A 25,806-nucleotide genomic window follows, 5' to 3' on the forward strand; every position below is an offset into this window, starting at 1 on the left:
ATCATAGCCCGGCTGACCTGTGACCGAAAGGCGCGGCCGATTGAGCTTCGCTATGGCCCCCGGGGCCAATCTGTATCGATCCGCTGCGCCCACTGCGCCCACCGCTGAACACAGGGTTACACTGAACGCCGCTGCGAGCCGCAAAAAACTGGCACGATGGTGCCGCGACTCGCGTTGGCGTGGCGGTCCTATCGTGGCAGGATGCGCGCTTAAGCACTGAGACCCTAACCTGCCATGCCCCATACACCAGCCGAGAATTTTGCCTTGATCGCCGCCATCGACCTGGGTTCCAACAGCTTCCACATGGTGCTGGCCAAAGCCGACCATGGCGAAATCCGTATCCTCGAGCGGCTGGGCGAGAAGGTGCAACTGGCGGCAGGGATCGACGATCAGCGCGAGCTCAACGAAGAATCCATGCAACGCGGCCTCGACTGCCTGCGCCGCTTCGCCCAGATGATCGCCGGCCTGCCGGCTGGCGCGGTGCGGGTGGTGGGCACCAATGCCCTGCGCGAGGCGCGCAACCGCGCCGTGTTCATTCGCCGGGCCGAAGCCATCCTGGGGCATCCCGTGGAAGTCATCTCCGGGCGCGAGGAAGCGCGGCTGATCTACCTGGGGGTCTCCCATACCCTGGCCCAGGCCCAAGGCAAGCGCCTGGTCGCCGACATCGGCGGCGGCAGCACCGAATTTATCATCGGCCAACGTTTCGAGCCGCTGCTGCGCGAAAGCCTGCAGATGGGCTGCGTCAGCTACACCCAGCGTTATTTCCGCGACGGCAAGATCACCCCAGCCCGCTACGCCCAGGCCTACACCGCCGCCCGCCTGGAGTTGATGGGCATCGAACACGGCCTGTGTCGCCTCGGCTGGCAGGAATCGGTCGGCGCCTCCGGCACCATCCGCGCCATCGGCCTGGTGCTCAAGGGCGCCGGCCATGGCAATGGCGAGGTCAACGCCGAAGGCGTCGCCTGGCTCAAGCGCAAGATCCTCAAGCTGGGTGAGGTGGACAAACTCGACCTGGAGGGCATCAAGCCGGACCGCCGGGCGATATTTCCCGCGGGACTGGCGATACTCGAGGCCATTTTCGACGCCCTCGACCTGCAACAGATGCACCACTCCGAAGGCGCCCTGCGTGAGGGGGTGCTGTATGACCTGCTGGGGCGCCATCATCACGAGGACGTCCGCGAGCGCACCCTCAGCGCCCTGATGGAGCGCTATCACGTCGACCTGGAGCAGGCCGCACGGGTCGAGGCCAAGGCCTTGTCAGCGCTGGAACAGGTGGCCACTGCCTGGGAGCTTGACGATGAGTGGCACCGCGAGCTGCTGAGCTGGGGGGCGCGCGTGCACGAACTGGGCATGGACATCGCCCACTACCATTACCACAAACACGGCGCCTACCTGATCGAGCACTCGGACCTGGCCGGTTTTTCCCGCCAGGACCAGCAGATGCTTGCCCTGCTGGTGCGCGGCCATCGGCGCAACCTGCCCGCCGACAAATTCGCCGAGCTCAGTGGCGAGGGCATCAAGCTGATTCGCCTTTGCGTGCTGCTGCGCTTCGCCATCCTGTTCCACCATATCCGCGGCACCCAGGCCATGCCCCGGGTCCAACTGCAAGCCGGCCCCCAGCACCTCGACATCGTCTTTCCCGAGGGCTGGCTGGCCGCCAATCCGCTGACCCTGGCGGACTTTGCCCAGGAAGCGGAGTGGCTGGCGCGGATCGGTTTTCGCCTCAGCGTGCGCTAAGCACCGGGCTGGTCAATTTGTCCAGCAGCGCCGCCTGCACGTTGCGTGCGTGCTGGTTGCCGGTCGGGCTGGTGCGCAGGTAGCGACCGTCCGGTTGCAGCACCCAGCTGTGGGTGTTGTCGCTCAGATAGGCCTCCATTTCTTTCTTGACCCGCACCAGCAGCTTTTTGCCCTCGATCGGGAAACAGGTCTCGACCCGCTTGTCCAGGTTGCGCTCCATCCAGTCGGCGCTGGACAGAAACAGCTGTTCCTCGCCGTTGTTATAGAAGTAGTAGACGCGGGCGTGTTCGAGGAAACGGCCGATGATCGAGCGCACATGGATATTATGCGACACGCCGGGAATCCCGGGGCGCAGGCAGCACATGCCACGCACCACCAGGTCGATCTTGACCCCGGTCTGACTGGCCTTGTACAGCGCCCGGATGATCTTCGGATCGGTCAGGGAGTTGAACTTGGCCATGATGTGCGCCGGCTTGCCTTCGCTGGCATGCAGGGTCTCGCGGGCGATCATGTCGAGGATGCCCTTTTTCAGGGTAAAGGGCGCGTGCAGCAGCTTTTTCATCCGCAGCGTCTTGCCCATGCCGATCAACTGGCTGAACAGTTTTGAGACGTCCTCGCACAATCCGTCGTCCGAGGTGATCAGGCTGTAATCGGTGTAGAGCCGGGCGTTGCCGGCATGGTAGTTACCGGTGCCCAGGTGCGCGTAACGCACCAGTTCGCCACTCTCACGACGCAGGATCAGCATCATCTTGGCGTGGGTCTTGAACCCCACCACGCCGTAGATCACTACCGCACCGGCCGCCTGCAGGCGGCTGGCCAGTTGCAGGTTGGACTCCTCGTCGAATCGCGCGCGCAACTCGATTACCGCGGTGACTTCCTTGCCGTTGCGGGCCGCGTCCACCAGGGCATCGACGATTTCCGAGTTGGCGCCAGTGCGATACAGCGTCTGCTTGACGGCCAGTACCTGGGGGTCCTTGGCCGCCTGGCGCAGCAGGTCGACCACCGGGGTGAACGACTCGAAGGGGTGCAGCAGCAGGATGTCCTGCTTGCTGACCACGCTGAACAGGTTGTCGCTGTTCTGCAGCAGTTTGGGAATCACCGGGGTGAAGGGCTTGTGCTGCAGCTCGGGATGGCTGTCCAAACCGGTGATGCTGAACAGGCGAGTCAGGTTGACCGGCCCGTTGACCTGATACAACTCCGCTTCGGTCAGGCCGAATTGCTTGAGCAAGTAGTCCGACAACTGCTTGGGACAGGTGTCGGCCACCTCCAGGCGCACCGCATCGCCATAACGCCGCGAGAACAATTCGCCGCGCAGGGCACGGGCCAGGTCTTCGACATCCTCGGTGTCCACCGACAAGTCGGCGTTACGGGTCAGGCGGAACTGGTAGCAGCCCTTGACCTTCATGCCCTGGAACAGGTCATCGGCATGGGCATGGATCATCGACGAGAGAAACACGTAGTTATCGCCCGGTCCACCGACGTCTTCCGGCACCTTGATGATGCGCGGCAGCAGGCGCGGCGCCGGAATGATCGCCAAGCCGGAATCGCGACCGAAGGCATCGACGCCCTCCAGCTCGACGATAAAGTTCAGGCTCTTGTTCACCAGCAGGGGGAACGGGTGCGTCGGATCCAGCCCGATGGGCGTGATGATGGGCGCGATCTCGGCGCGGAAATAACGCCGCACCCAGGCCTTGAGCTTGGTCGTCCAATGCCGCCGACGGATAAAACACACCTGATGCTTTTCCAGCTCGGGCAGCAGGATATCGTTGAGGATGGCGTACTGGCGCCCCACCTGCTCATGCACCAGCTCGCTGATGCGGCTCAAGGCCTGGTGCGGCTGCAGGCCGTCGGCGCCGGCCTGCTCGCGGGCGAAGGTGATCTGCTTCTTCAGTCCGGCCACACGGATTTCGAAGAACTCGTCCAGGTTGCCGGAAAAAATCAGCAGAAACTTCAGCCGCTCCAGCAGTGGGTAGGACTCGTCCAGCGCCTGCTCCAACACGCGGATGTTGAACTGCAGCTGCGACAGCTCGCGGTGGATGTACAGGCTGCTGTCATCCAGGCCGGGCACCACATAGGCGGCCGGCACCGGTGCCGGTTCGACCGCCACGGGTGCCTCGAGCACTGCCGGCACGGTCGTGCTGTCCGCGACGAGGGCGTCGCCAGGAACCTCGACGGGCGCGCTGTCCGGCAGGTCGGCGGGGGGGAGTCCTTCGGTATTCATCGGAGCGTTCCTGAGAGGGCCGGTGGCCCTGGGTTAAGACGTTTTCAGCAGTTGGGCTGCGCGAATGGCGAAATAGGTGAGGATGCCGTCGGCGCCTGCGCGCTTGAACGCCGTCAATGATTCCAGGATCACCGCCTCGCTCAACCAGCCGTTCTGGATAGCCGCCATGTGCATGGCGTACTCGCCGCTGACCTGATAGACAAAGGTCGGCACGCGGAATTCCTCCTTGACCCTCCAGAGAATGTCCAGGTACGGCATGCCGGGTTTGACCATGACCATGTCGGCACCTTCGGCGAGGTCCGCCGCCACTTCGTGCAGCGCCTCGTTGCCGTTGGCCGGGTCCATCTGGTAACTGGCCTTGTTGCCCTTGCCCAGGTTGGCGGCCGAGCCCACCGCGTCGCGGAAGGGGCCGTAATAGGCGCTGGCGTATTTGGCCGAGTAAGCCATGATCCGCACGTTGGAAAAATCAGCCAGCTCGAGGGTTTCGCGAATGGCCTGCACCCGCCCGTCCATCATGTCCGAAGGTGCCACCACCTGGGCCCCGGCTTCGGCATGGGACAACGCCTGCTTGACCAGGGCGTCGACCGTCACGTCGTTCTGCACATAGCCCTGTTCGTCGAGAATACCGTCCTGGCCATGGGTGGTGAAGGGATCGAGCGCCACGTCGCTGATGACCCCCAACTCGGGGAACCGCGCGCGCAGGGCGCGGATCGCGCGCTGGGCGATGCCGTCGGGGTTCCAGGCCTCGCAGCCGTCGAGGCTCTTCTTCTCCAGCGGGGTCACCGGGAACAAGGCCAGGGCCGGAATGCCCAACGCCACCCAGGCCTCTGCCTCCTGCAACAGCAGGTCGATGGACAGGCGCTCCACGCCAGGCATCGAGTCGATGGCCTCGCGGCGATTTTCGCCGTCCAGCACGAACACCGGCAGAATCAGGTCATCCACCGTCAGCCGGTTTTCCCGCACCAGACGCCGGGAAAAATCGTCCCGGCGATTACGGCGCAGGCGGGTGGCGGGAAACAGTCGGTTGGCAGAACTCACGGCAGACTCCAGAACCCGCACGGCAGGCGAGTGTGACAGTTATAAACCGACAGTATGACCATCGGATGACAGACGTGTACGAAGCTGCGACGGCATGTCGCAAGCGGGGGTGACAGACCCAAAGGACACACGCCGCGTCCTTCTGGCCAGCGCCGCCGTAAACGGCCAGAGCTTTTCCCCCACGCCGGGAAGGCGTAGGCTGCGCGCTCTTCCCTTTCAGCGTGACCAGCATGCTCGAACAGCTTTTGCAGGATTATGGCTATTTGGCGCTGTTTCTTGGCACCTTTTTCGAAGGCGAAACCATCCTCGTATTGGCCGGTTTTCTCGCGTCCCGCGGCTACCTGCAAATCGACCTGGTGTTGCTGACGGCTTTTTTTGGCAGCTACAGCGGCGACCAATTGTGGTACTACCTGGGTCGTCACAAGGGCCGGGCATTGCTGGCGCGCAAACCACGCTGGCAGGTCATGGGCGACAAGGCCCTGGCTCACCTGCGCCGCCACCCGGACATCTGGGTGCTGGGTTTCCGCTTCGTCTATGGCCTGCGCACGGTGATGCCAGTGGCGATCGGGCTGTCTGGCTATCCACCGTTACGCTACCTGGTGCTCAACGGCATCGGCGCCGTGGTCTGGGCCCTGGCCCTGGGCCTGGCGGCTTACCACTTCGGTTCGGTACTCGAAGGACTGCTGGGCAATATCAAGAAGTATGAGCTGTGGGTACTCGGCGGCCTGCTGCTGCTGGGTGGCGGGTTGTGGTTGCGCCGCTGGCTGAAGACCCCACGCCCCGAGCGCGACAAACCCTCGGGCCCTCAGCCCTAGACCACTGCCCGTCGACGCAACCACCCCAGCGCCACTGCGCTGCACAGGCTGTAGAGCAGCAGCGACCACCCGGCCGCGCCACCGGCCGGTAACAGCCCCAGCATCTGGGCCAGGAGCAGGGCCGGCACATTGAGCAACAGGCGCAGGCATTCGAGGCGCATGGCCCAGGCCCGGGACTCCAGCCAGGCACCCAGGCTGTACAGACTGCCCATCATCCAGCCACAGCTCAGCAGCAGCGCCCCGCCGCTCAGGCTGTCGCCGTGCGCCAACAGGTAACTGCCACCGAGCACGTAGAAACCGAACTGAATCAGGGCATAGACTTGGCGAGCGGGCGCCAGTGGCACCGCGAACTTGACGAACTGGCTCAGGTCCGCCTTGACCTGTGGCACGGCAGCCACCCGGTCGGCCGGGCGCCAGCCGGTGCGCATAAACCAGATTCGCCCTTTGTCCCACCAGGACGCGGTGCCGACGGCATCCCGCCAGAGCACGGCATAGCCCTGCAGGTTGGCCCACAGCGGGTTCCAGCTGGCCAGCGGGGTGGTGATACCAAACACCACGGGGTGCTCGTCGAGTTCGGCCTGGAAGGTGTCGAACCAGCGGTCCCAGACGATAAATACGCCGCCATAGTTGCGGTCCATGTAGATCGCGTTCTGCGCGTGATGGGCACGGTGGTTGGAGGGGGTAACCATCACCCACTCCACCCAGCCCAGCGTGGGCACGTGCCGGGTGTGCACCCAGAACTGGTAGAGCAGGTTAAGGGCCGCCACCGTCAGGAACACCTGCGGCGGCACGCCCGCCACGGCCATGGGCAGGTAGAACAACCAGCCGAACAGGAAACCCGTGCTGGTCTGGCGCAGGGCCGTGGACAGGTTGTACTCCTCGCTCTGGTGATGTACCGAGTGGGCTGCCCACAGCACATTGCGCTCGTGGCCCAACCGGTGATGCCAGTAGTAACACAGGTCGTAGAACACGAACGCGCCCAACCAGACCCAGGAACTGTCGGACGGTAGCGCGAACAACCCCAGGTGACGCCAGGCGAAATCGTAGGTCAGCAACGCCAGCCCTTTGGTCACCAGCCCCAGGCTGGTCGACAGCACGCCGGCACTCAGACTGTTCAGACTGTCGGCCAGGCGGTAGCTGCGCACACCGCGCCAACGGTCGGCCAGCAGTTCGAGCCCGATCAACAGGAAGAAAAAGGGAACGGCAAAAAGAATCAAGTCCATCGCGAACCCCGGCGGGTAAACAGCGTTTGTGGTGCCTGGTCTAGGCTGTAAGCAGATGCTACGCCAAGGTTGCGCGTCTCCCGCGGCTGCCGGTGCCAGTCCGAAGGGCATTTGGCGACAGCCCGCCAGACACCCGAGCGCGGTCCACCGCTTCAGTACCGAGCGCCGTGGAACCTCCTGTGCGACACTTTGCCTAATCACCATCATCGGGAGTACGTCATGCACAAGAAAGTAGCGGTGATTCTGTCCGGCTGCGGCGTCTATGACGGCGCGGAGGTCTACGAGAGCGTCATCACCCTGTTGCGCCTCGACCAGCGTGGCGCCCAGGTGCAGTGCTTCGCGCCAAACGTGCCGCAATTGCACGTGGTGGACCATTACACCGGCGACGAAGTGAACGAGTCGCGCAACGTGCTGGTGGAGTCGGCGCGCGTGGTACGCGGCCAGGTCAAGGACCTGCTCGGGGCCCGCGTCGAGGAATTCGATGCGCTGATCGTCCCCGGCGGCTTTGGCGTGGCGAAGAACCTCTCCGACTTCGCCACCGGCGGTGCCAACTGCCAGGTCCAAGCCGACGTGCTGGCGTTCGCCAAGGCCTTTGCCCAGGCCGGCAAACCCATAGGGTTGATCTGCATTGCACCGGTATTGGCGCCCAGCATCTACGGGCCAGGCGTGACCTGCACCGTTGGCAACGATGCCAGCACCAGCGCCGAACTGGGCAAGATGGCCGCCAACCACGAGGTCTGTGAGGTCAGTGAGATCGTCGAGGACACGGCGCGCAAGTTGGTGACGACCCCAGCTTATATGCTGGCCCAGTCGCTCAGCGAGGCGGCTTCGGGCATCAATAAATTGGTCGATCGGGTCCTCGAGCTGACCGCCCACCCCCATTGAACCCGTACCCGCCAGGCCAATTGCGCCACTGTGCGGGCCGCTCCCGCCATGCCCCTGGCATGCCCGGCGGGGCTCAGGCAGGCTGGGGCCTTCCACCTGAGAAGTACCCACCATGTCCGAGTCGCCCTTTGAACTGACTGCCGAACTGCAGCAGGCGGTCAGCGAATTTTTCCAGCGCATTCCCTTCAACCAGGTGCTGGGCATCCAGCTCGACGAACTGTCGCTGGCGCGGGTGCGCATGAGCCTGCCGATGAAGGATGAACTGATCGGCAACTTCGTCCACGGCATCCTGCATGGCGGTGTCATAGCCACGCTGCTGGACGTCGCCGGCGGGGCCATGGCGCTGATCGGGGCCTTCGAGCGGCATCGCCAGCTGCCCACGGCCGAACGCATGGCCAAGCTGTCGAAACTGGGCACCATCGACCTGCGTGTGGACTACCTGCGGCCCGGCCGCGGCCAGCATTTTATCGCCCAGGCGGTGCTGCTGCGCTCGGGCAACAAGGTCGCGGTGGTGCGTTCCGAACTGCATGCCGACGACGGCACCCTGGTAGCGGTGGGCACTGGCACCTACCTGTGCGGCTAGCTCGGCGGCTGAGCCAGGCTCAACGGGACAGGCGCGTCAAAATCCGGTCCAGGGCGTTGGCGAAGGCCTGTTTTTCGCGGTCGCCATAGGCTCCCTGACCGCCGCTGTGTTGACCCTGCTCACGCAGGTCGGTGAACAGGTTGCGCACGGCCAAGCGCTGCCCCATGTTGCCCGCGTCGAATTCCTGGCCGCGCGGATCGAGCGCCGCCACGCCCTTCTTCACCAGCCGGTCGGCCAGCGGCACGTCGCTGCAAATCACCAATTCGCCCGGCACGGCATGCTCGACCAGGTAATCGTCGGCCGCGTCCGGGCCGCTGGGCACCACGATCAGCCGCACACAGGCGAACGCCGGCTTGAGCTGCGCCTGCCCGGCTACCAGGCAGACCTCGAAGCGGCGCTTGAGGGCGAACTTGATCACCTGGTCTTTGGCCGCCCGGGGGCAGGCATCGGCATCGATCCATACACGTATCACGACTGTCTCCACGGCGGCGCGCGCCAGAACGGCCGTCAGTATCGCCGAACCGGCCGCTCCCGGCAGCCCTGCCGCGCTTAACCGGCCAGCTGCGCGACGCGACGGCGCTCGGCTCGCCAGCTGCGTCCGTACAACAGCACGATGGCGGCCATGGCGGCGCCCTGGGCGGCCAAGCCATAGGCGTCGGCGTGGATGCCCAACCAGTCGAACTCGAAGAACGCCACGGGCCGTGTGCCCAACACCCCGGCTTCCTGCAGGGCGGCTATTCCGTGTCCGGCGAACACCACCGACAGCACGCAGAGCAGCGCCGCATTGGCCTGGAAGAACAACGCCAACGGCACTCGGCGCGAACCGCGCAGGATGACCCAGGCCAGCCCCACCAGCAGCACCAGGGCCGTCGCCGCTCCCGCCAGTACCATGCCGTGGGCGGCCGGTCCCGCCTGCAACCAGAGGGTTTCATAAAACAGAATGACCTCGAACAGCTCGCGATAGACCGAGAAAAAGGCCAGTACGGCAAAACCGAAGCGACCGCCGCCGCCCAGCAAATGGCCCTTGATCTGCGACTGCCAGGCTGCCGCATGGCGCCGATCATGCATCCACACCCCGAGCCAGAGCACCATGACGCTGGCGAACAGGGCTGTCATGCCCTCCAGCAACTCACGCTGGGCGCCACTGACCTCGATCAGGTACGCCGCCAACGCCCAAGTCAGTACCCCGGCCAGCAGCGCCAGCAACCAGCCGACGTGCACACTGCGCGCCGCCTGCGCCTGCCCGGTGTTGCGCAGGAATGCCAGGATCGCCGCCAGCACCAGGATTGCCTCCAGCCCTTCGCGCAACAGAATCAACAGGCTTGAAACAAAGCTCAGCGATGCCGACAGCCCACCCGCGTCGAGCAACTGGGCCGAGTGCTGCAGCTGCGCCTGGGCGGTCGCCAGGCGACGCGCCGCCTCCTCGACGGACACCCCATCCTGCAGCCCCTGTCGATAGGCCATAAGCGTCTGCTCGGTGGCCTTGCGCTGGACCGTGTCGAGATTGTCCAACGCACTTTCGACCAGTTCGAAGCCTTCCAGATAGGCCCCCACCGCCAGGTCGTAGGCCTGCTCCGGCTCGCCCACGCGGTAGGCCTGCAGGCTCCGCTCCAGGGTGCTGGCGGTGTAGCCGATCAGTTGTCGTGGTGCGCGCTGCTCCACTGGCGGTCGCGCACGCTGGACGCGAAAACCGGCCGCCGCCGAATCGCCCAGCTGCGCGGCAACCTGGAGCGGGGTCGAGCCGGCCAACTGCGCCCGGGTAAAGGTCGGTCCCACGGGCGACACCGCGACGCCAAGGCCGGCAATATAGGCCGTCAGATCCCAGCGCTGGCGTTCGTCCAGTTGATCGGCGTAGGCGACCATGTCGGTGCCGTCGATACCCTGGCCAATAGTGCTGAAGAGATTGAATAGACTCAGCCGATCCAGGCGCGCCTGGTCACGCAGGTTGGCGGGTGGCGGTGTCAGGCCGACTCCCGCCGGGCCGTCACCGGCGCCTTCAACACCATGACAGACACTGCAGTGCTGGGCATACAGCGGCGCGCCCCGCGCGGGATCCGGGGTAATTGCAGGCACCTGGCCGGGGTCCTCGACAGGCCCGGCCAACGCGACCAAGCTGCACAACGACAGCAAGCCGAACAACAGCCCGCGCAGGTAACAGCTGAAAGCGCGCATCACGAATGCATCCCAATACGATAAATTGAATCAAATTGTTACCGCCCTAACGATTTTCCTCAAGTTTCAATGACTGACGGGGTCGCGGCGTTTTGTCGCAACCACCCTCTGCCGTGACCGCGCGCGCGGGAAGCAACTGGAGGATCCGGCACGGATACTGCTCTGTGGCACTCTCGGCCCGCGTCGGCTCGATCGGCGACAACCGCCTGAGGGGCTGGTCCAACTACCGCGCCAACCAGGCCCCGCGGACCAGTTGCTGTACACCGCCAGCATTGAGCCGGCCCGACTCAACCCTGTGGCGCTGCATCCAGCCACCACTGTCAGCTGCTCCAAGTCTGCGTGCCCGTGCTGTTTACCCTGGCATCCGCGGCCCATGCTCCATTGACCACACTGGATCAGCCGGGCGCCGCAGATCGGGCCAGTTCATCGCCTGGGACGGCCAAGCTACCCCCTGGCGAGAGGCCGAAACAGTATTCGCGCAATGAGGTGTAAAAAGCGTAATGAAGCCCAGCTTCCAACCAGGCCTTAGGCCTATAATCGGGCGGCTTTTCGGGCGTCAGGCGATCTGTGTTCAAGGCCATCGGGCGGCCCACCCGTGCCCCACCCTTGACTCCGATGATCAGCTCGGCCAGCCCTAAACAGACCCTTGAAGGAATTCTGCATGACCCCTCGTGTTGTATGGGCCTTGGTGACGATCGCGTGCGTGCAAGCCAGCGGCTGCTCGACCTTTCGCAGTTATGAGACCGAGCTCAGTGAAACCAGCCAACAGCTGGGCAGTGGCAATGTCGAGGGTGCCCTGGCCCTGCTGGAGAAGAACAACAGCTCGGCCGACAAGGACCTGCTGTATTACTTCGAGAAAGGCGAGCTGCTGCGCGCCAAGGGTGACCTGACCGGTAGCCAGGTGGCCTGGAGGGAGGCCGACCAGGTCATCTATGCCTGGGAGGAGGCGGTCAAGGCCGATCCGAACAAATACCTGGGTGAGGTGGGCAGTTTTCTGATCAACGACAAGGTTCGCCGTTACGAAGGCTACGACTACGAAAAAGTCATGCTAACCACCCAGATGGCCTTGAACGACGTGGCGCTCCATGACTTTGACAGCGCGCGCACCGAGATCAAGAAGACCCATGAGCGTGAAGCCCTGATTGCCGAGCTGCGTGACAAGCAGTACCTCGATCAGGAACAAGAGGCTGAGGAACAGGGCGTCACCACCGAGTACAAGGACCTGCAGGGTTACCCGGTGGAAGCCTTGAACGATCCGGAAGTTACTGGCCTGAAAAACAGCTACCAGAGCGCCTTCAGCCATTATTTGTCCGGCTTCGTCTACGAAGCCCTGGGCGAAAAAGGCCTGGCTGCGCCCGGTTACCGCAAGGCGATCGAGCTTCGCCCAGACACGCCGCTGCTGGAGCAGGCGCTGCTGAACCTGGATCGTCCGATCAAGGGTAAAAAGATCGCTGACAGCGACGTTTTGCTGGTGGTGCAGACGGGCCTGGCGCCCGCCCGCAACTCACTGCGCATTCCCCTGCCGATACCCACCAATGACGGTCTGATCATCGCGCCGCTGTCGTTCCCGCTGATGACCCCGGACACTAGCACGCCGAGCTTCTCCAGCGTGGAACTCGACGGCAGAACGCTGGAGCTGACCGAGCTGAGCAGCATCGACGCGATGTCGCGACGGGCGCTGCGTGACGACATGCCGGGCATTATCCTGCGTACCACCTTGCGCGCGGCCACCCGCGCCGTGGCGCAGAAGCAGCTCAATGAAGAAAATCCCTGGGCCGGACTGGCCCTGGGAATCGCCTCGGCGATTACCGAGGGTGCCGACGAACGCACCTGGCGCACCCTGCCTGACAATATCCAGGTCGCGCGCCTGAACCTGAGCAAAGGCACCCATCGCCTGAGCTTGCCAGCGGTCTACGGGGTGACCGAAGTCGAAATCACCATCAAGGACAAGTTCCAGGTCATTCCCTTGCGCGTGGTTGGCACCCAGGTGTTCGCCAGCGGCAACGCTACCCGTGTCACCCCCCCCGTGGTCGGCCAGGCACTGGCCGATGCCGCCCAACCTTAAACGGAGTACTGCCATGTACCGCACACTCATCGCCGCCCTGGCCATTGCCTTGCTCGCGGGCTGCTCGACACCGCCGCCGGCTCCGGGCAGCGCCGCCAGCAAGGTGGTCACCTTGGGCGACATGGACGACATCGAAGTGGGCGCCATGCGGGTCGCCCGCGAAAATGGCTTTCTCACCGTCAAAGTCCAATTGATCAACACCAGCAGCAGCAATCAGTCGATGTATTATCGCTTTGCCTGGCTGGGCAACGACGGCTTCCCGGTCGGCTCGGAGGAGAGCTGGAAAAGCCTGACCCTGTATGGCAGTCAGACCAGCTACCTGCCGACGATCGCACCGCTGCCGCAAGCCACCGACTTCCGTCTTGAAGTCAAAACGCCGTAACTCACCCACTCTTGCCGAGAGAAAACCTATGCTGCTCGCCCGCATCTCCCTCCTCGCTGCCGTCGCACTCGTGGCCAGCGGGTGTGCCAACAACTCGCCGGTGGTCGGCGGCTCGGACACCAGCTACGGCGACAGCAAGGCTGTCGAGCTGGTCACCAATGAGTTCGGCTCCACCGACCTGCAGATGATCGCCGAGTCCATGACCCGCTCCCTCGCGCAGTCCGGCATTCTGCAGGGCCGCCCGGTGGTGCAGGTCTACGACGTGAAGAACAAGACCAGCGAATACATCGACACCCGCGAGATCACCACCTCGATCAAGACCCAGTTGATGAAAACCGGTACCGCGCGCTTCGCCAGCGACAACGCCGACATGCAGAGCCAGGTCGACCAGCTCAAGCTGCAGAACCAGAGCGGTCTGTACAAGGATTCCACCGTCAACAAGACCGGCAACATGATCGCCGCCAAGTACCGCCTGGAAGGCTCGATCAGCTCGATCGTCAAACGCAGCGAAGACTACAAGGACGTGTTCTACAAATTCAGCCTGCAGCTGATCGATGTCGAAAGCGGCCTGGCCGAATGGATGGACGAAAAAGAAATTCGCAAAACCACGGAGCGATGAACATGCGGACCTGGATCGGTATCTTCGGCCTGGCCTTCGCGCTGGGGGCTCAAGCCGCCCCCGCGCCCAAGGTGGCGGTCAGCGACCTCGCCTACGAGGAACGCGTGCGTGAGTATTTTCACGAGGTTTCCGCCAACAGCCAGACCCAGAACAGTGGCTACGCAGGGAACTCTTCAGCCAGTTATAAAGAGGAAGAGGGCACCTACAGCTATATCGAGCGCGGAGAGTTGCGCAAATTCACCGGAGACCTCAAGGGCGAGATCATCAAGTCCAAACTGTTCCAGCTGATCCAGGGCACGCCCTACACCGCCAAGAAAAACGAAGGGCTGTACGACGTTATCGCCCGGATCAAGCAGGGCCATTTCAAGGGCGCTGACTTTGTGCTGTTCGGCACGGTGTCGGATGTCGACTTCCGCTCGGACATCAACGATATCGGCAACACCGACAGCTACTCCAAGGTGCTGGGCCTGACCCTGGTGGCGGATTTCAGCCTGATCAACACCAAGACCTACGCCGTCACCTCGGCGTTCACCGCCATGGGCGAAGCTCAGGACGTCAAGCTGGTCAACGGCAATGACGTGCGTGTCACCCCCAACCGTGGCCGGGTCATCCGCGACGTGTCCAAGGCCCTCGGCCTGGACGTCAGCCGTCAGCTGCAGGAGCAGTTGCTGGGCATCGACAGCCAGCGCCTGGATGACGGCGGCAGCCCGGCACGCAGTAACCTGCCGCCGGACGAGCCGGCGAAAATCCTGCGCTGACCGGCCTCGCCAGACGAAGCGACCCTCGGGTCGCTTTTTTTATGGGACCAGACCCTAGAGACGATGGAAGGGCACGCATTGGGCCCTGATGGCGACGGACAGGCTGTCGTCCGCCAGTTCAATCAGGTCCAGTGCCAGGCCGGCGGGAAGCCAGTCGGAGACCTGCTCGGCCAGGCGCTGCCGCGCCGCCTGATCGGCCCCGGCCAGGGCCAGCAGCAAGCGCGGCTTCGGCCCTTGCGCCGGGTCCTGCACTGCCGCCAGATAGGCCTGACGCACGGCCCGCTCACGACAGAGGGCCGTAAGCATCCGCTCCAGGGGCGGGTGACTTACCGCGGCGAGGCCTAGCTCAGAGGCATCAGTGTATTGGTCGGGGGTAATCGGGGACGAAGGCATGCGACGACTCCACTGCACGAGAAACCGCAGCCTAGCCCGTCGCCACCGCGCTGTCGTGGCGCCGTATCACGTCCAGCGCCTCGACTGGCTCACGCCGCTGCACGGCGTACCGAGGCCAGCAGCGCGGCCGCGCCGATAAAAAGACCGGCGAAGGTGCGGTTCATCAACCGTTGCTGGTGGGGCTCACGCAGTACCCGCAACACCTTCGACGCCAACCCGGTGTAACCAGCCATGACGATCAGGTCGACCGCCACCATGGTGACGCCTATGGTCAGGTACTGCTGCAACAGCGGCCGCAGCGGGTCGATGAATTGCGGCAGCACCGCCAACATAAATACCACCGCCTTGGGGTTGCTGGCGTTGACCAGGAAGCCCCGCAGCACCAGCGTCAGCGGACGACCCAGTGGCCGCTCGGCGGCATCCGCGGCCAGGTCGGTGGGCAGCGCCTGCCACTGGCGTACCGCCAGGTAGACCAGGTAGGCCACACCGAACCATTTGATCAGGCTGAAGGCCAGCGCGGAGGTGGAGAGAATGGCGCCAACACCGGCCGCCACCACGGCAATCTGCAAGGCCAGGCCGAGCTGCAGGCCCAGGGCATTCCAGTAGCCGCGCCAGAAGCCGTACTGGAGCCCGCTGGACATGGAGGCAATAGCGCCGGCCCCGGGCGACAGGCTGATAACCCAGCACGCCAGGAAGAATGCCAACCAAGTTTCCAGTGTCATGCCCATCACCTCGGGTACGAAGAACCAGGCCCTAGCCTACAGCTCGCTCGTCGGACTGCCTAGGGCCTCTAGACCCTATGCGCCAGGCTGGGCACAAGTCGCGGGGTTTGCTCATTCCAAGTAAGCGACGAGTAACGCCGTAGAGCGCCCAACCGGGCCCGGTCGCGCGCGAAGACCTGCAGCAGGCCAAGGCTGCACGGCGGCGTTACGACAGCGCTTCCAGCTCCTGCTGCATCTGCTCGAGCGTTTCCAGGGCTAGCATCCAGGCTTCTTCCAGCTCGCCTTCACGCACCTTCAGGCGCGCCTGCTCGGCCAACTGCTCGCGCAATTCGTCCTTGCGCGCCGCTTCGTAGATAGCGCTGTCGCCCAGCTTCGCCTCGACCTTGGCCAGCTGGGTGTGCAGGGTACCCAGCTCCTGTTCGAGTTTGTCCGCCGCCCGCTTGTGCGGCGCCAGTTGCTGGCGCAGCACCGCCGCGGCCTGGCGCTGGGCTTTTTTATCCGGTTTGTCGGCCGCCGGACCACCCGCGGTGGCGGGCACCTGACGCGCCCGGTAATCGACCAGCCAACGGGCGTAATCGTCCAGGTCGCCGTCGAACTCCTGGATAACCCCGTCGGCGACCAGGAGGAATTCATCGGTGGTGCTCTTGAGCAGGTGCCTATCGTGGGAAACCACCAGCACCGCGCCGGCGAATTCCTGCAACGCCATGGTCAGCGCCAGGCGCATTTCCAGGTCGAGGTGGTTGGTTGGCTCATCCAGCAGCAACAGGTTGGGTTTACCCCAGGCGATCAGGGCCAAGGCCAGGCGGGCCTTTTCGCCGCCGGAGAAATTCAGCACCGGCTCATCCAGGCGTGGCCCGCGGAAATCGAAGCCACCGAGAAAGTCGCGCAGGGTCTGCTCGCGCTCGGTCGGCGCCAGCCGCTGCAAATGCAACAAGGGACTGGCCTTGGCATCCAGCGAGTCCAGCTGGTGCTGGGCGAAATAGCCCACCACCAGGTTTTCACCGCGGACCAGGCGCCCGCCCAAGGGCTGCAACTCGCCGGACAAGGTCTTGATCAGGGTCGACTTGCCGGCGCCATTGGGGCCGAGCAGGCCGATCCGCGCCCCGGGCGCCAACTGCAGCTTGACCTTCTGCAACACGGCCCGCTCGCCATAGCCAAGACGGCCCTCGGTCAGGTCCAGCAAGGGGCTGGAAATCTTGTCCGATTCGCGAAAGGTAAAATCGAAGGGTGAGTCCACGTGGGCAGCGGACAGCTCCTCCATCCGTTCCAGGGCCTTGATCCGGCTCTGCGCCTGGCGGGCCTTGGTCGCCTGTGCCTTGAAGCGGGCGATGTACTTTTCCATATGGGCGCGCTGCGCCTGCTGCTTCTCGTACGCCTGCTGCTGCTGCGCCATGCGTTCGGCGCGGGTACGCTCGAACGCCGAATAGCCGCCGCGGTAAAGCGTCAGCTTGCGCTGCTCGAAGTGGCCGATATGGTCGACCACCGCGTCGAGGAAATCACGGTCGTGGGAGATCAGCAGCAGGGTGCCGGGGTAGCCCTTGAGCCAGTCTTCCAGCCAGAGGATCGCGTCGAGGTCCAGGTGGTTGGTCGGCTCGTCGAGCAACAGCAGGTCCGAAGGGCACATCAAGGCCTGGGCCAGGTTCAGGCGCATACGCCAACCACCGGAAAAATCCCCCACCGGCTTGTCCATCTGCTCGTTGGTGAACCCCAGGCCCGCCAGCAGCTTGCGCGCCCGGGCGTCGGCACTGTAGCCATCGGCACTGTCCAGCTCGGCATGCAGGCGCGCCTGGGCATCCCCGTCCTGAGCGGCCTCGGCCGCGGCCAGCGCGACCTGTACCTGGCGCAGCCGCAGGTCGCCATCGAGCACGTAGTCCACCGCCACCCGGTCAAGGGTCTCGATTTCCTGGCGCATATGGGCGATCCGCCAATCGGCGGGCAGCAGGCAATCGCCGGCGTCCGGCGTCAGCTGGCCAAGCAGCAGGGCGAACAGGGTGGATTTGCCGGCACCATTGGCGCCGATCAGCCCGGCTTTTTGGCCGGGGTGCAGGGTCAGCTCGGCGTCTTCTAGCAGACGCTGAGGGCCACGCTGTAAAGTGAGGTTTTGAATTCGAATCATAATGGCGGCGGAGTCTACCAGCTTCGCCCACCAATCGCCCGGATAGCACCATGTCGACCGACCTTTGGCGCTTCGCCCAACGCCTCTACGCCCAACCGGGGGTCGAGGACGCCTGCTTGCAACTGCAAGCAGAAGGGCAGGACGTTTGCCTGTTGTTGTGCTGTGCCTGGCTCGAGCGGCACGGCGTACCCTGCGGTGTGGAGTACCTGGAGACGCTCCAGGCCGTGGCAGAACCCTGGCAAGAGGAGGTGATACGGCCCTTGCGCCAGCTACGCCAGCACTGGCGCGCGCCAGCCCTCGACGACCCCTCACTGGGCCAGCTCCGCGAGCAGGTGAAACAGCTGGAACTTGCGGCCGAACAGCAGTTGCTGCAGCGCCTGGACGCAGTCAGCCGGACGTGGGGCAAGGAGAGCGTGACGCCGCTGGGCGGTAGCTGGCTGCACAACCTGAAGGGAAACCGCGACGCACTGGAGCTAGTGCGCGTCGCAGCAGCTGCAGTCTAACGCGTGGAGCCTGGAGCACTCGGAACGAGCGCGGCGGATGGCTCGCCCGCGGTTGCAGCGGGCTTCTCGGCGTTCACGGTGGGTTTTACGACAGCCTTCGGTTTGCTGGCCGCCGGCTTTTTAACCGATGCCGCAGCGGCAGTCGACTTGGCCGCGGGCTTGGCAACGACGACCGTCGACACCTTGGACGCCGCACCGGATTTGCTAGCCGTCGGCTTTTTGGCCTGAGCGACCGGTACAGCGGGCTTGGCCGGAGCCTTGCTCACCGCTTTGGCCGCCGGTTTGGTGGCGGCGGCTGCCGGTGCCTTCGACACAGCGCTCGGCTTGCCGACCGCGGGTTTCTTGACTTGAGCGGTCAGTGCCGCAGGTTTGGCGGGGGCCTTACTCGGTGCCTTGGCGGCGGATTTGACCGCGGCAGCGGCAGCCACCTTGGACGCCGTACCCGACGTGCTGACGGTAGTTCTTTTAGCCTGAGCCGCGGCCTTGGCCGGAGCCTTCACCGCCTTGGCTGGCGAAGTTGCCGGCGACTTGGCGGCCACGCTCGACTTGCTGGCCGGCGCAGCGGACTTGCTCACCGCCTTGGTGGCCGGCGCTTTTGACGCCACGGCCGCTTGAGCCGTCACGGACCTGTTCTGGCGAAGATGCAACGCCTTAGCCGCGGCGTCCTTCACCTTGACCACACCCTCGGCCAGTTTCAGGCTGTCCTGGGCATCACGCTTGAGCTGGACAATATACGCGCGGGTTTCGGCCTGGCGCTCCTGCAGGTCATCGAGCAACTGGTCCAGCTCGGCCAATGCCTGCTTGGCCTTTTGCTGTGCCTTGGCCTTGCCTGCGAGGGCCGCATCCTGCACGCGGGCGCGGACCTTGTGCAGTTTTTGCTGGGTCTTGCCGCGCTGCTTCTCAAGCTTGGCCAGCATCTTCTCGGCTTCGGCCTGGGCCTGGGAACAGGCGTTCTCCAAGTGTTCAAGCAGACTGTGGGACAGCTGCTGAAGCAGGTGCAGCGGGGTGCTGACGGCTTTCTTTTTGACCGGCATACGGCGTCTCCTGACGGACAATGGGTTGCAAGCATACTAGCCCCCTGCCCCGCTGGTCGCCAGCCTGGTTATCAGCGCGCATTGGCTAAAAACTGACCACTGCCTGTGCGTCGACAGGACGCCAGGCAGCAAAGGACCGCCCAGTCCGATGACAGCGGTTCGGCCTGGCCTGGCCGTTTGGCGGTTGACGGGGTAGCCGTCAACAAAAAATGCGGGGTTACACGGATGCCAATAGTCTCCAAAGCCTGGGACGGACGCGGATTTATCGATGAACCCGTGAACCAGAAACCTTGCAGATGGGTATCGCTACGCTCCACCCATCCTACGACCCACGAGCGTGAAGCGGCCCCCGCGCAGCGAATCGACCTGGAGCCTGTTACACGCGGATACGGTGCGGAATGTCGAGCTGGCGTGACTCGATGTATCTGGCGGACACCCGCACAGGCACCGCGTACAAACGCTTAAAGCGCGGCGACTGCAGCCTGTTTATGAGCGTTGTGCAGCACTTCGATCAGGCAATCTTCCAGCTCGAAACGTTCGTGCAACAATTGACCCAGACGTTTGAGCTCAACGCCCAATGACACACTGTCGCGACCCTCGACCTGATCGCAGCGGTCATTGAACGCCAGCGCCACTTCAGTGATGGCTTCGATGCGCGGGTAGATCTGCTTGGCCAGCTCAAGCCCTCGCTGATCGCCAAACGCCTTGGCTTCACTGGTGAGTTGCTCGTACACCTCGAAATGGCCCGCGGATACGTAGTCGAGCAAGATTTCGCAAAACCGCTGCAATTCCGGCGTGGAGGCCGCCGGGGCGCTCGCCGAGTCGTTGAGCAGGTCATAGGCATGAACCAGCTCATGGCGCTCCTGTAGCCAGCGGTCAATCAGCTGGTGGACGCCACCCCAACGCTCTTGGGCATTCTGACAACTCTCAAGCATGATGCTCACTTCCCTTATCGATAATGCCGTTTATGCGTCCGTGGCAAGCGGATTCGTGTGGGTGCGTGATCGGGGAAGGTACTGCCGAAACGGCAATTTTCCGGCGATACATGCGGGCCAGATTATGCCCGCCCGGCATCGCCATCAAGGCGACCCGGGGAAAAATTTCATACGGGCGTTTAATCGCTGCGTGCCGGGCGTCCAGGCTTGCTGAACGTCAGGGTAACCTGGCCCAGGTCAATGCCCCATTTCGACATCCGGGCGCGGTTGAGCATAACGCCCTCGTCCAGCAGATACATCCAGTCATCGAAGTCGACCCGATAAACCGCGTCGTCAACCTTGAGGTTCAACTGGTAGCGCCAATGCAGGGTATTGCCCGCCACCTCGCCGATGGCCTCACCCACCACATCGTCGGCAGTACCGCGCCAGGTCCCATCGGCCTGGCGTTTGAGGGTCCAGACGCGGCGCTCGATACTGCCATCGCTGTAGGTGAAACGCTCGTCAAGCACCCCGGTGTCACCCTCCCAAGTGCCTTGCATGGCCACCTTGAAACGTTTGACCACTGCACCGGAGCGATTCTGGAACATGCCCCAGGCCTGCAACTCACCCTCGAAGAACTCCGCCAGTTCCAGGCGCGGCTGCTGCTCGGCGTAATCCTCGATGGCTGGCCCGCTGCAGCCCCCCAGCAGCGCCAGCAGCAGGGCCGCCAACAGGCGCGGCAGGCTCACGAACTCAACCGCGGCGCAGCAGTTGGAACAGTGCGAACACCGCCATGCCACAGAAGGCCAACAGGCTCCACTCGGGAATGCTCATGCTCATGAACGTCCACTTCACCTCGGTGCAATCGGCGGAGCCGTGCAGGATGGTGCCGATGATCTGCATCCAGGGCTGGCCGGATTGCAGCATGTACTCCAGACCTGGCAGACACGAGGGCAACTGGTCGGCCGGCACCGTCATCAACCAGACCTGGCGCCCGGCCGTGGCGGCACCGCAGGCCGCCATCAGCAACGCCACGACCGAATAGGCCCGGCGACCACCCCGCGCCGGGCCGTGCACCGCGGCGATCAGGCAGACCAAGCCGAAGGCGACAAAAAAGACTCGTTGGACCATGCACAGCGGGCAGGGCTCGAGCCCCAATTCATACTGCAGGTAAAACCCGACCGCCATGAGCCCGACACAGGCAAGGAAACCGAGGAAAAACAGGGAACGCGGACTGGCCAGCGACATAACGGCTCCGGAGGAGGCAAGGAAAGTCCGCTACGGTAGTGGAAAGCACCCGCGCCTTTCAAGGCGCACGCCGCACCGGCGGCGGACGGTCGTCCGGCATCGACAACCGGCCATCTGCCAGCAGCCGTCGCAGGCCAGTGTCCGCCGCAGGGTACGCCAACGGCGTCAGCGCGAACGGCGAGCCCCATGGCTCAGCGCGCCGCTCCACCGAACACCCGCTTACACCGGCTGGATCGCTTTCCGCGGCGTATTGGGCAAGGCTTGATTGAGCAACTGCAAGCCCTCCTGGAACAACTGATTGCTACGCTGCATCTCGCCGAGCTGGGCCAGCAGACGCGCCAATTCGCCGCAGGCCTCCGCGCTCGGGCCCTGACTCAGGCTCGCCTCGAAATACTCACGCGCTTTGCCCCACAGCTGGCTGTTCAAGCATAGACGTCCAAGGCTGAGCAACAGCACCGCGTCGTGCGGCCGGCCCTTCAGCCACCCCTCCGCCGCCTGCAGTTGGCGGGCCGGATCACGCCCGCGGACTTGTCCATACAGATAGACCAGGCGCGGGTCATAATGCCGTTTGATGGCCGCACGTAAGACATCTTCGGCCTGCTCCGACGCCCCCAATACCCGCAGCTGTTCGGCATAGGGCAGCACCAAATCGGCCTCCTGACGCAGCGCTGCCGGTAACTGACTCCATTGCTGCGTCAGCGGCTGCAACGCGGTCTCGCCCTGGTTCAGGCCCTGTTGTCCGGCCTGCTGCAGCGATGCCGCCCAAGCCCCGCGCTCCAGTTGTTGCAACTGGTCTTCATCGAGCACCCGCTGTTTACGCAATGCTGGCAGCAACTGGCAGAGCGCCGGCCAATCCCGCAGTTGCACGTACAGCTGTTGCAGCAACTGAAGCACATACTGTTGGCGCGGCTGCAGCCGGTGCAGTTCCTGCACGGTCGACAACGCCTCGGGGTACTGGCCGCGCGCGATCTGCAGTTGGGCCCGGGTCAGGCCGACCGCCACCCTGGCGCCGGGCTCATGCTCCTGGGCCTGCTGCAGCAGCTGGTCGCTTTGCTCGAAGTCGCCCAGTTCGCTGGCGGCACGCGCCGCCCCCAGGTAATGCACCAGCGGCTGTGGATCCACCGCGGCCGCGCGGCGCAGGTGGCGCAGCGCCTGCGCCCACTGCCCTTCGGCCAGGTCGATCTGACCGCGGCGGGCCGCCAGGCGCACCCGGCGGTTGCGATGGTGCCGCGACCAGGGGTTGACCACCGCGCCGGACAACCCGAGCAGGCGCGCCGCCAGGCGCAGACCGCGATAGATCAGCCAGGCCGCCACCAGCAGGGCCAGGGTCGCCCACAGACTGGATTCGTAGCGAAACCCCTTGTAAGCGATCAGTACGTAGCCGGCCTGTTCGGCAATGGCCAGCCCCAGCAGGGCACTGAGCGCAATGACCATCAGGCAGATCAGGAAGGCGCGCATCATGGAAGCGCCCCTTCCAGCTCGGCGTCATCCGGTTGCGGTTGCCCTTCGGCTTGTGCCGCGCTGACCGCCGATTGACGTTGTGCCAGGTAGGCCTGCAGCGCACTCAAGGCCGGTCCAAGATCGGGCGTCACCACCGCGACCGGCAACTCGCCCAGTTCGTTCAGGCGCGTCTCGAGGAGCTTGCGCTGCGGATTGTCCTGGCTGAAATGAGCTGCCAGGATGTCGTGCGCCTGGGCCAATGCCTGGCGAAAGACGGCCGCCTCGCCATTCAGGGCCGCCCACTGGGCTTGCTCCAGCGCCAGGCTAAGGGCCAGGCGGACCTGGGTCAGACTCTGGCCCGCCAACAGCGGGCGAATGTCCTGTTCGGCATCGAAGTCGATGCGCACAAAGCGGGAAAGCTGTTTCCACCAGGCGGTCCAGCGGCCATCGCTGGCCAACGGGGCTGTATCGTCCGAGGCAACGAAAGTCGGGTTCAGGCTATTGAGCTGCCTCACCTGCTCACGCAGGGCACCGAGTTGCAGAAAGAGCCCGGTACGATCGGGCTGGGCTACGCTGCGCAAGGCTTGCAGAGCTTTCGCCAATTGTTCGCGCGCGGCAAAGGCCGCCGGATCATCCTCGGCCTGGAGGATTTCATCCGCGCCCTGCACCAGGGCACGGGCACTGCCGATGTCCTGTAGCGCCGACAGGCGCAGGCTGGCCAGGCGCAGCAAATGCTCCGCTTCGGCCAGGCGCCACACCTGGCGACTGGCGCCGAGCACAGTCTCCAGGCGTTGGCTCAGGCGTTGCTGCTCGCCCTGCAACGTCGCCAGCAGGCGCTGGCGCTCGTCCAGCGCCTGCGCCGTCGGCAAGCCGGCCAGGGTATTGGAAAGGCCGTCAGCACGGTTTTTCAACGCTTCGGAGCTCGTCTGGATAGCCTCCAGTCGACCCCGCTGCTGCAGCTCGCGGCTTTGCAGGCCCTGCACTTGCCAGACGCCCCAGCCAGCCAGCGCGACGCCAGCGCCGCCCACCAGCAATGCCAGCACGGCCAGCGGACCAGCGCGGCGCGGCGCGGCGGCAGCTAGAGGCTGGGTTGGGGGTGGAAGAAGCACGTCGGGCAGGGCATCGTCTGGGGCAGCAGTTGCGTCACTCACGTATCCATCCTTGCATCAGGGGGCGGCAGGAGATCGGGTCTCCAGGGCCGCCAGCAAAGCCGCGACGCTGGCGCCACGGCAATCCACAACAGTCAGGGCGCCGGCGGCACGAGCCAACGCGGCCACCCTGGGGCTTGGTACGAACAACGGCAGGCGGGCCAGTTGCGGCCAGGCCGCGGTCGCCAACTGGCGCAGGTGCTCGAAACCCTGCCCACTGCTGACCACCAGGCCGTTCAGGCGTTCCGCCGCAACCCGCGCTTCGATCACTCCCGGCCAATAGCGCGGCAAGGAACGGCGATAGAGTGACAGATAGTCGACCACCACGCCTTGACCGCGCAAGCGCTCGGCCAGGGTTTCGCGGCCACCCTCACCCCGCAGGATCAACACCCGGGGTGCTGGCACCCCTAACGCGGCCGCCAGCTCCGGCAGCGCCAGCAATGCTTCGCTGTCATCCCCTGCGGGCGGATAGAACACCTTCAGTCCAGCATCGGCGAGTATCTGCGCGGTGCCAGCGCCCACACTGAACCAGGGCTGGCCGGCCACGGGCGGCAAGCAGTACTCGGCGAGCCGCGCCAGTCCCAGGCGGGCGGCGGGCTTGCTGACTACCACTACAGCGCAATAGCGTTTCAGGTCGGTGAAAGTGGCGCGCTGCTGCGCGCACTGCGGCAGCGGCTCGATGGTCAACAATGGCAAGCCGCTGCTGAATACGCCGGCAGCGCTGAGCTGTGCCTGCACGGCGGCGCTCTCTTCGGCGGGACGGGTCAGCAACAGCCGCCAGCCAGCGGCTGGCCCGTGGCTCACGCCGGACCCGCCTCGCCATACACGGTCTGCAGGATGGCCTCGGCGCCCTGGTTCAGCAGCATCTCGGCGACGGCCTGGCCCAGGGCCTCGGCCTGGATTGCCGGGCCGCGCGACTCGGCCCGCAACAGTCGCTCGCCATCCGGTTGGCCAACCAGGCCACGCAACCAGAGCTGCTCACCTTCGAGCACCGCATAACAGGCGATAGGCACCTGGCAGCCGCCGTTGAGCCGCTTGTTCAACGCCCGCTCGGCGCTCACCCGCAGCGCCGTATCGGCATGGTGCAAGGGCGCCAGCAGCGCATGGATCGCCGGGTCGCCGCTGCGGCATTCGATGCCCACCGCGCCCTGCCCCCCCGCCGGCAGGCTGTCTTGCACGCTAAGGCTACTGCGGATACGGGCGCTAAAACCCAATCGAATCAGGCCGGCGGCGGCCAAGATAATCGCGTCGTATTCGCCGGCATCGAGCTTCGCCAAGCGGGTATTGACGTTGCCGCGCAGGAAGCGAATCTGCAGGTCGGGTCGTCGCGCCAGCAACTGCGCCTGACGGCGCAGGCTGGAGGTGCCGACGACACTGCCGGCAGGCAGCGCATCGAGGCTGTCGAACGTATTGGAGACAAAGGCATCCCGTGGGTCTTCACGTTCGCAGATGCAGTACAGCCCCAGTCCGGCGGGGAAATCCATCGGTACATCCTTCATCGAATGCACCGCGATATCCGCCTCGTGCTGCAACAGCGCGGTTTCCAGTTCTTTGACGAACAGGCCCTTGCCACCGATTTTGGACAGGGGCGAGTCGAGCAGTTTATCGCCACGGCTCACCATCGGCACCAGGGTGACGCTCAACCCCGGATGCGCCTGTTCAAGGCGGGCCTTGACGTATTCAGCCTGCCACAGGGCCAGGGCACTCTTGCGGGTGGCGATGCGGATTTCACGAATCATGGACATTTCCGGAGAACGAACTGCCGCGAATCATAGCAGTTTGGACCGGCA

Annotated in this window: 25 protein-coding genes; 9 read left to right on the top strand and 16 right to left on the bottom strand. The window is 64.6% G+C overall.

Annotated elements, in window-relative coordinates:
- Positions 1-234 precede the first annotated feature (234 nt).
- The gene (gene ppx / locus ABWY06_RS14945) at positions 235-1,737 is read left to right on the top strand and encodes an exopolyphosphatase (protein WP_353926352.1); all 1,503 of its coding nucleotides are present in this window, start codon (positions 235-237) and stop codon (positions 1,735-1,737) included.
- On the opposite strand, the gene ppk1 is transcribed toward ppx, so the two are convergent.
- Both ppk1 and hemB read right to left on the bottom strand, forming a co-directional pair.
- Positions 1,724-3,958, bottom strand: coding sequence for a polyphosphate kinase 1 (gene ppk1, locus ABWY06_RS14950; protein ID WP_353926353.1), 2,235 nt, complete (start codon positions 3,956-3,958; stop codon positions 1,724-1,726). The genes ppx and ppk1 overlap by 14 nt on opposite strands.
- A gap of 33 nt (positions 3,959-3,991) precedes the next feature.
- Positions 3,992-4,996 carry a porphobilinogen synthase gene (gene hemB / locus ABWY06_RS14955; RefSeq protein ID WP_353926354.1) on the bottom strand — a complete coding sequence of 335 codons (1,005 nt, stop codon included), beginning with the start codon at positions 4,994-4,996 and terminating at the stop codon, positions 3,992-3,994.
- A 230-nt stretch (positions 4,997-5,226) separates the two neighbouring features.
- Between hemB and ABWY06_RS14960 the strand changes: the two genes are divergently transcribed.
- Entirely contained in the window at positions 5,227-5,811 is a 585-nt protein-coding gene (locus ABWY06_RS14960; protein WP_353926355.1) for a DedA family protein, read from the top strand.
- Here ABWY06_RS14960 and ABWY06_RS14965 read toward each other — a convergent pair.
- Positions 5,808-7,034: a sterol desaturase family protein gene (locus ABWY06_RS14965; protein WP_353926356.1), complete on the bottom strand. Its 1,227-nt coding sequence runs from the start codon at positions 7,032-7,034 to the stop codon at positions 5,808-5,810. The genes ABWY06_RS14960 and ABWY06_RS14965 overlap by 4 nt on opposite strands.
- A 219-nt stretch (positions 7,035-7,253) precedes the next feature.
- Here ABWY06_RS14965 and elbB point away from each other — a divergent pair, with 219 nt between their 5' ends.
- Positions 7,254-7,919: an isoprenoid biosynthesis glyoxalase ElbB gene (elbB, locus tag ABWY06_RS14970; RefSeq protein ID WP_353926357.1), complete on the top strand. Its 666-nt coding sequence runs from the start codon at positions 7,254-7,256 to the stop codon at positions 7,917-7,919.
- 112 nt (positions 7,920-8,031) lie between these two features.
- Positions 8,032-8,502 (top strand): thioesterase family protein, encoded by a 471-nt coding sequence (locus ABWY06_RS14975; RefSeq protein WP_353926358.1) that lies wholly within the window; start codon positions 8,032-8,034, stop codon positions 8,500-8,502.
- 19 nt (positions 8,503-8,521) lie between these two features.
- Here ABWY06_RS14975 and ABWY06_RS14980 read toward each other — a convergent pair whose 3' ends face one another.
- Both ABWY06_RS14980 and ABWY06_RS14985 read right to left on the bottom strand, forming a co-directional pair.
- Positions 8,522-8,971 carry a YaiI/YqxD family protein gene (locus tag ABWY06_RS14980; RefSeq protein WP_353926601.1) on the bottom strand — a complete coding sequence of 150 codons (450 nt, stop codon included), beginning with the start codon at positions 8,969-8,971 and terminating at the stop codon, positions 8,522-8,524.
- Between the two features lie 80 nt (positions 8,972-9,051).
- Positions 9,052-10,674 carry an FTR1 family protein gene (locus tag ABWY06_RS14985; RefSeq protein ID WP_353926359.1) on the bottom strand — a complete coding sequence of 541 codons (1,623 nt, stop codon included), beginning with the start codon at positions 10,672-10,674 and terminating at the stop codon, positions 9,052-9,054.
- 661 nt (positions 10,675-11,335) lie between these two features.
- Between ABWY06_RS14985 and ABWY06_RS14990 the strand changes: the two genes are divergently transcribed.
- From ABWY06_RS14990 to ABWY06_RS15005, 4 genes are read left to right on the top strand one after another with little or no spacing between them, the layout of a single operon-like run.
- Complete coding sequence (locus ABWY06_RS14990) at positions 11,336-12,739, top strand: COG3014 family protein (RefSeq protein ID WP_353926360.1); 1,404 nt, start codon at positions 11,336-11,338, stop codon at positions 12,737-12,739.
- A gap of 13 nt (positions 12,740-12,752) precedes the next feature.
- Positions 12,753-13,121: a YcfL family putative periplasmic lipoprotein gene (locus ABWY06_RS14995; RefSeq protein ID WP_353926361.1), complete on the top strand. Its 369-nt coding sequence runs from the start codon at positions 12,753-12,755 to the stop codon at positions 13,119-13,121.
- A 31-nt stretch (positions 13,122-13,152) separates the two neighbouring features.
- Positions 13,153-13,740, top strand: a complete 588-nt coding sequence (gene lpoB, locus ABWY06_RS15000; RefSeq protein WP_353926602.1) for a penicillin-binding protein activator LpoB — start codon at positions 13,153-13,155, stop codon at positions 13,738-13,740.
- Positions 13,741-13,742: 2 nt separating this feature from the next.
- The gene (locus tag ABWY06_RS15005; protein ID WP_353926362.1) at positions 13,743-14,498 is read left to right on the top strand and encodes a penicillin-binding protein activator LpoB; all 756 of its coding nucleotides are present in this window, start codon (positions 13,743-13,745) and stop codon (positions 14,496-14,498) included.
- 54 nt (positions 14,499-14,552) lie between these two features.
- Here ABWY06_RS15005 and ABWY06_RS15010 read toward each other — a convergent pair whose 3' ends face one another.
- The 3 genes from ABWY06_RS15010 to ABWY06_RS15020 all read right to left on the bottom strand — a co-directional run bounded on the left by ABWY06_RS15010 (position 14,553) and on the right by ABWY06_RS15020 (position 17,729).
- Positions 14,553-14,891, bottom strand: coding sequence for an enhanced serine sensitivity protein SseB C-terminal domain-containing protein (locus tag ABWY06_RS15010; protein WP_353926363.1), 339 nt, complete (start codon positions 14,889-14,891; stop codon positions 14,553-14,555).
- An 89-nt stretch (positions 14,892-14,980) separates the two neighbouring features.
- Entirely contained in the window at positions 14,981-15,613 is a 633-nt protein-coding gene (locus ABWY06_RS15015) for a LysE family transporter (protein WP_353926364.1), read from the bottom strand.
- A gap of 205 nt (positions 15,614-15,818) precedes the next feature.
- Positions 15,819-17,729: an ATP-binding cassette domain-containing protein gene (locus ABWY06_RS15020; RefSeq protein ID WP_353926365.1), complete on the bottom strand. Its 1,911-nt coding sequence runs from the start codon at positions 17,727-17,729 to the stop codon at positions 15,819-15,821.
- A gap of 50 nt (positions 17,730-17,779) precedes the next feature.
- Between ABWY06_RS15020 and ABWY06_RS15025 the strand changes: the two genes are divergently transcribed.
- Positions 17,780-18,232, top strand: coding sequence for a TIGR02444 family protein (locus ABWY06_RS15025; RefSeq protein WP_353926366.1), 453 nt, complete (start codon positions 17,780-17,782; stop codon positions 18,230-18,232).
- Here ABWY06_RS15025 and ABWY06_RS15030 read toward each other — a convergent pair.
- From ABWY06_RS15030 to hemC, 8 genes are all read right to left on the bottom strand, one after another.
- Positions 18,229-19,266 carry an AlgP family protein gene (locus tag ABWY06_RS15030; RefSeq protein WP_353926367.1) on the bottom strand — a complete coding sequence of 346 codons (1,038 nt, stop codon included), beginning with the start codon at positions 19,264-19,266 and terminating at the stop codon, positions 18,229-18,231. The two genes, ABWY06_RS15025 and ABWY06_RS15030, sit on opposite strands and share 4 nt — an antisense overlap.
- A gap of 461 nt (positions 19,267-19,727) precedes the next feature.
- On the bottom strand, positions 19,728-20,201 hold the full coding sequence (rsd, locus tag ABWY06_RS15035) for a sigma D regulator (RefSeq protein WP_353926368.1): 474 nt from the start codon (positions 20,199-20,201) through the stop codon (positions 19,728-19,730).
- 179 nt (positions 20,202-20,380) lie between these two features.
- Complete coding sequence (locus tag ABWY06_RS15040) at positions 20,381-20,923, bottom strand: DUF3833 domain-containing protein (protein ID WP_353926603.1); 543 nt, start codon at positions 20,921-20,923, stop codon at positions 20,381-20,383.
- Positions 20,924-20,933: 10 nt separating this feature from the next.
- On the bottom strand, positions 20,934-21,428 hold the full coding sequence (locus ABWY06_RS15045; protein WP_353926369.1) for a disulfide bond formation protein B: 495 nt from the start codon (positions 21,426-21,428) through the stop codon (positions 20,934-20,936).
- A 219-nt stretch (positions 21,429-21,647) separates the two neighbouring features.
- Positions 21,648-22,889, bottom strand: coding sequence for a heme biosynthesis HemY N-terminal domain-containing protein (locus ABWY06_RS15050; protein WP_353926370.1), 1,242 nt, complete (start codon positions 22,887-22,889; stop codon positions 21,648-21,650).
- Positions 22,886-24,019, bottom strand: coding sequence for a uroporphyrinogen-III C-methyltransferase (locus tag ABWY06_RS15055; RefSeq protein ID WP_502948204.1), 1,134 nt, complete (start codon positions 24,017-24,019; stop codon positions 22,886-22,888). Before ABWY06_RS15055 ends, ABWY06_RS15050 begins: the two co-directional genes overlap by 4 nt.
- A 15-nt stretch (positions 24,020-24,034) precedes the next feature.
- A complete protein-coding gene (locus ABWY06_RS15060) occupies positions 24,035-24,820 on the bottom strand; it encodes a uroporphyrinogen-III synthase (RefSeq protein ID WP_353926371.1) in 786 nt (261 codons plus the stop codon).
- Entirely contained in the window at positions 24,817-25,755 is a 939-nt protein-coding gene (hemC, locus tag ABWY06_RS15065; protein WP_502948205.1) for a hydroxymethylbilane synthase, read from the bottom strand. The genes ABWY06_RS15060 and hemC overlap by 4 nt, the downstream gene beginning before the upstream one ends.
- Positions 25,756-25,806 lie beyond the last annotated feature (51 nt).

Source organism: Pseudomonas sp., from assembly GCF_040514055.1.
GTDB lineage: Bacteria > Pseudomonadota > Gammaproteobacteria > Pseudomonadales > Pseudomonadaceae > Aquipseudomonas.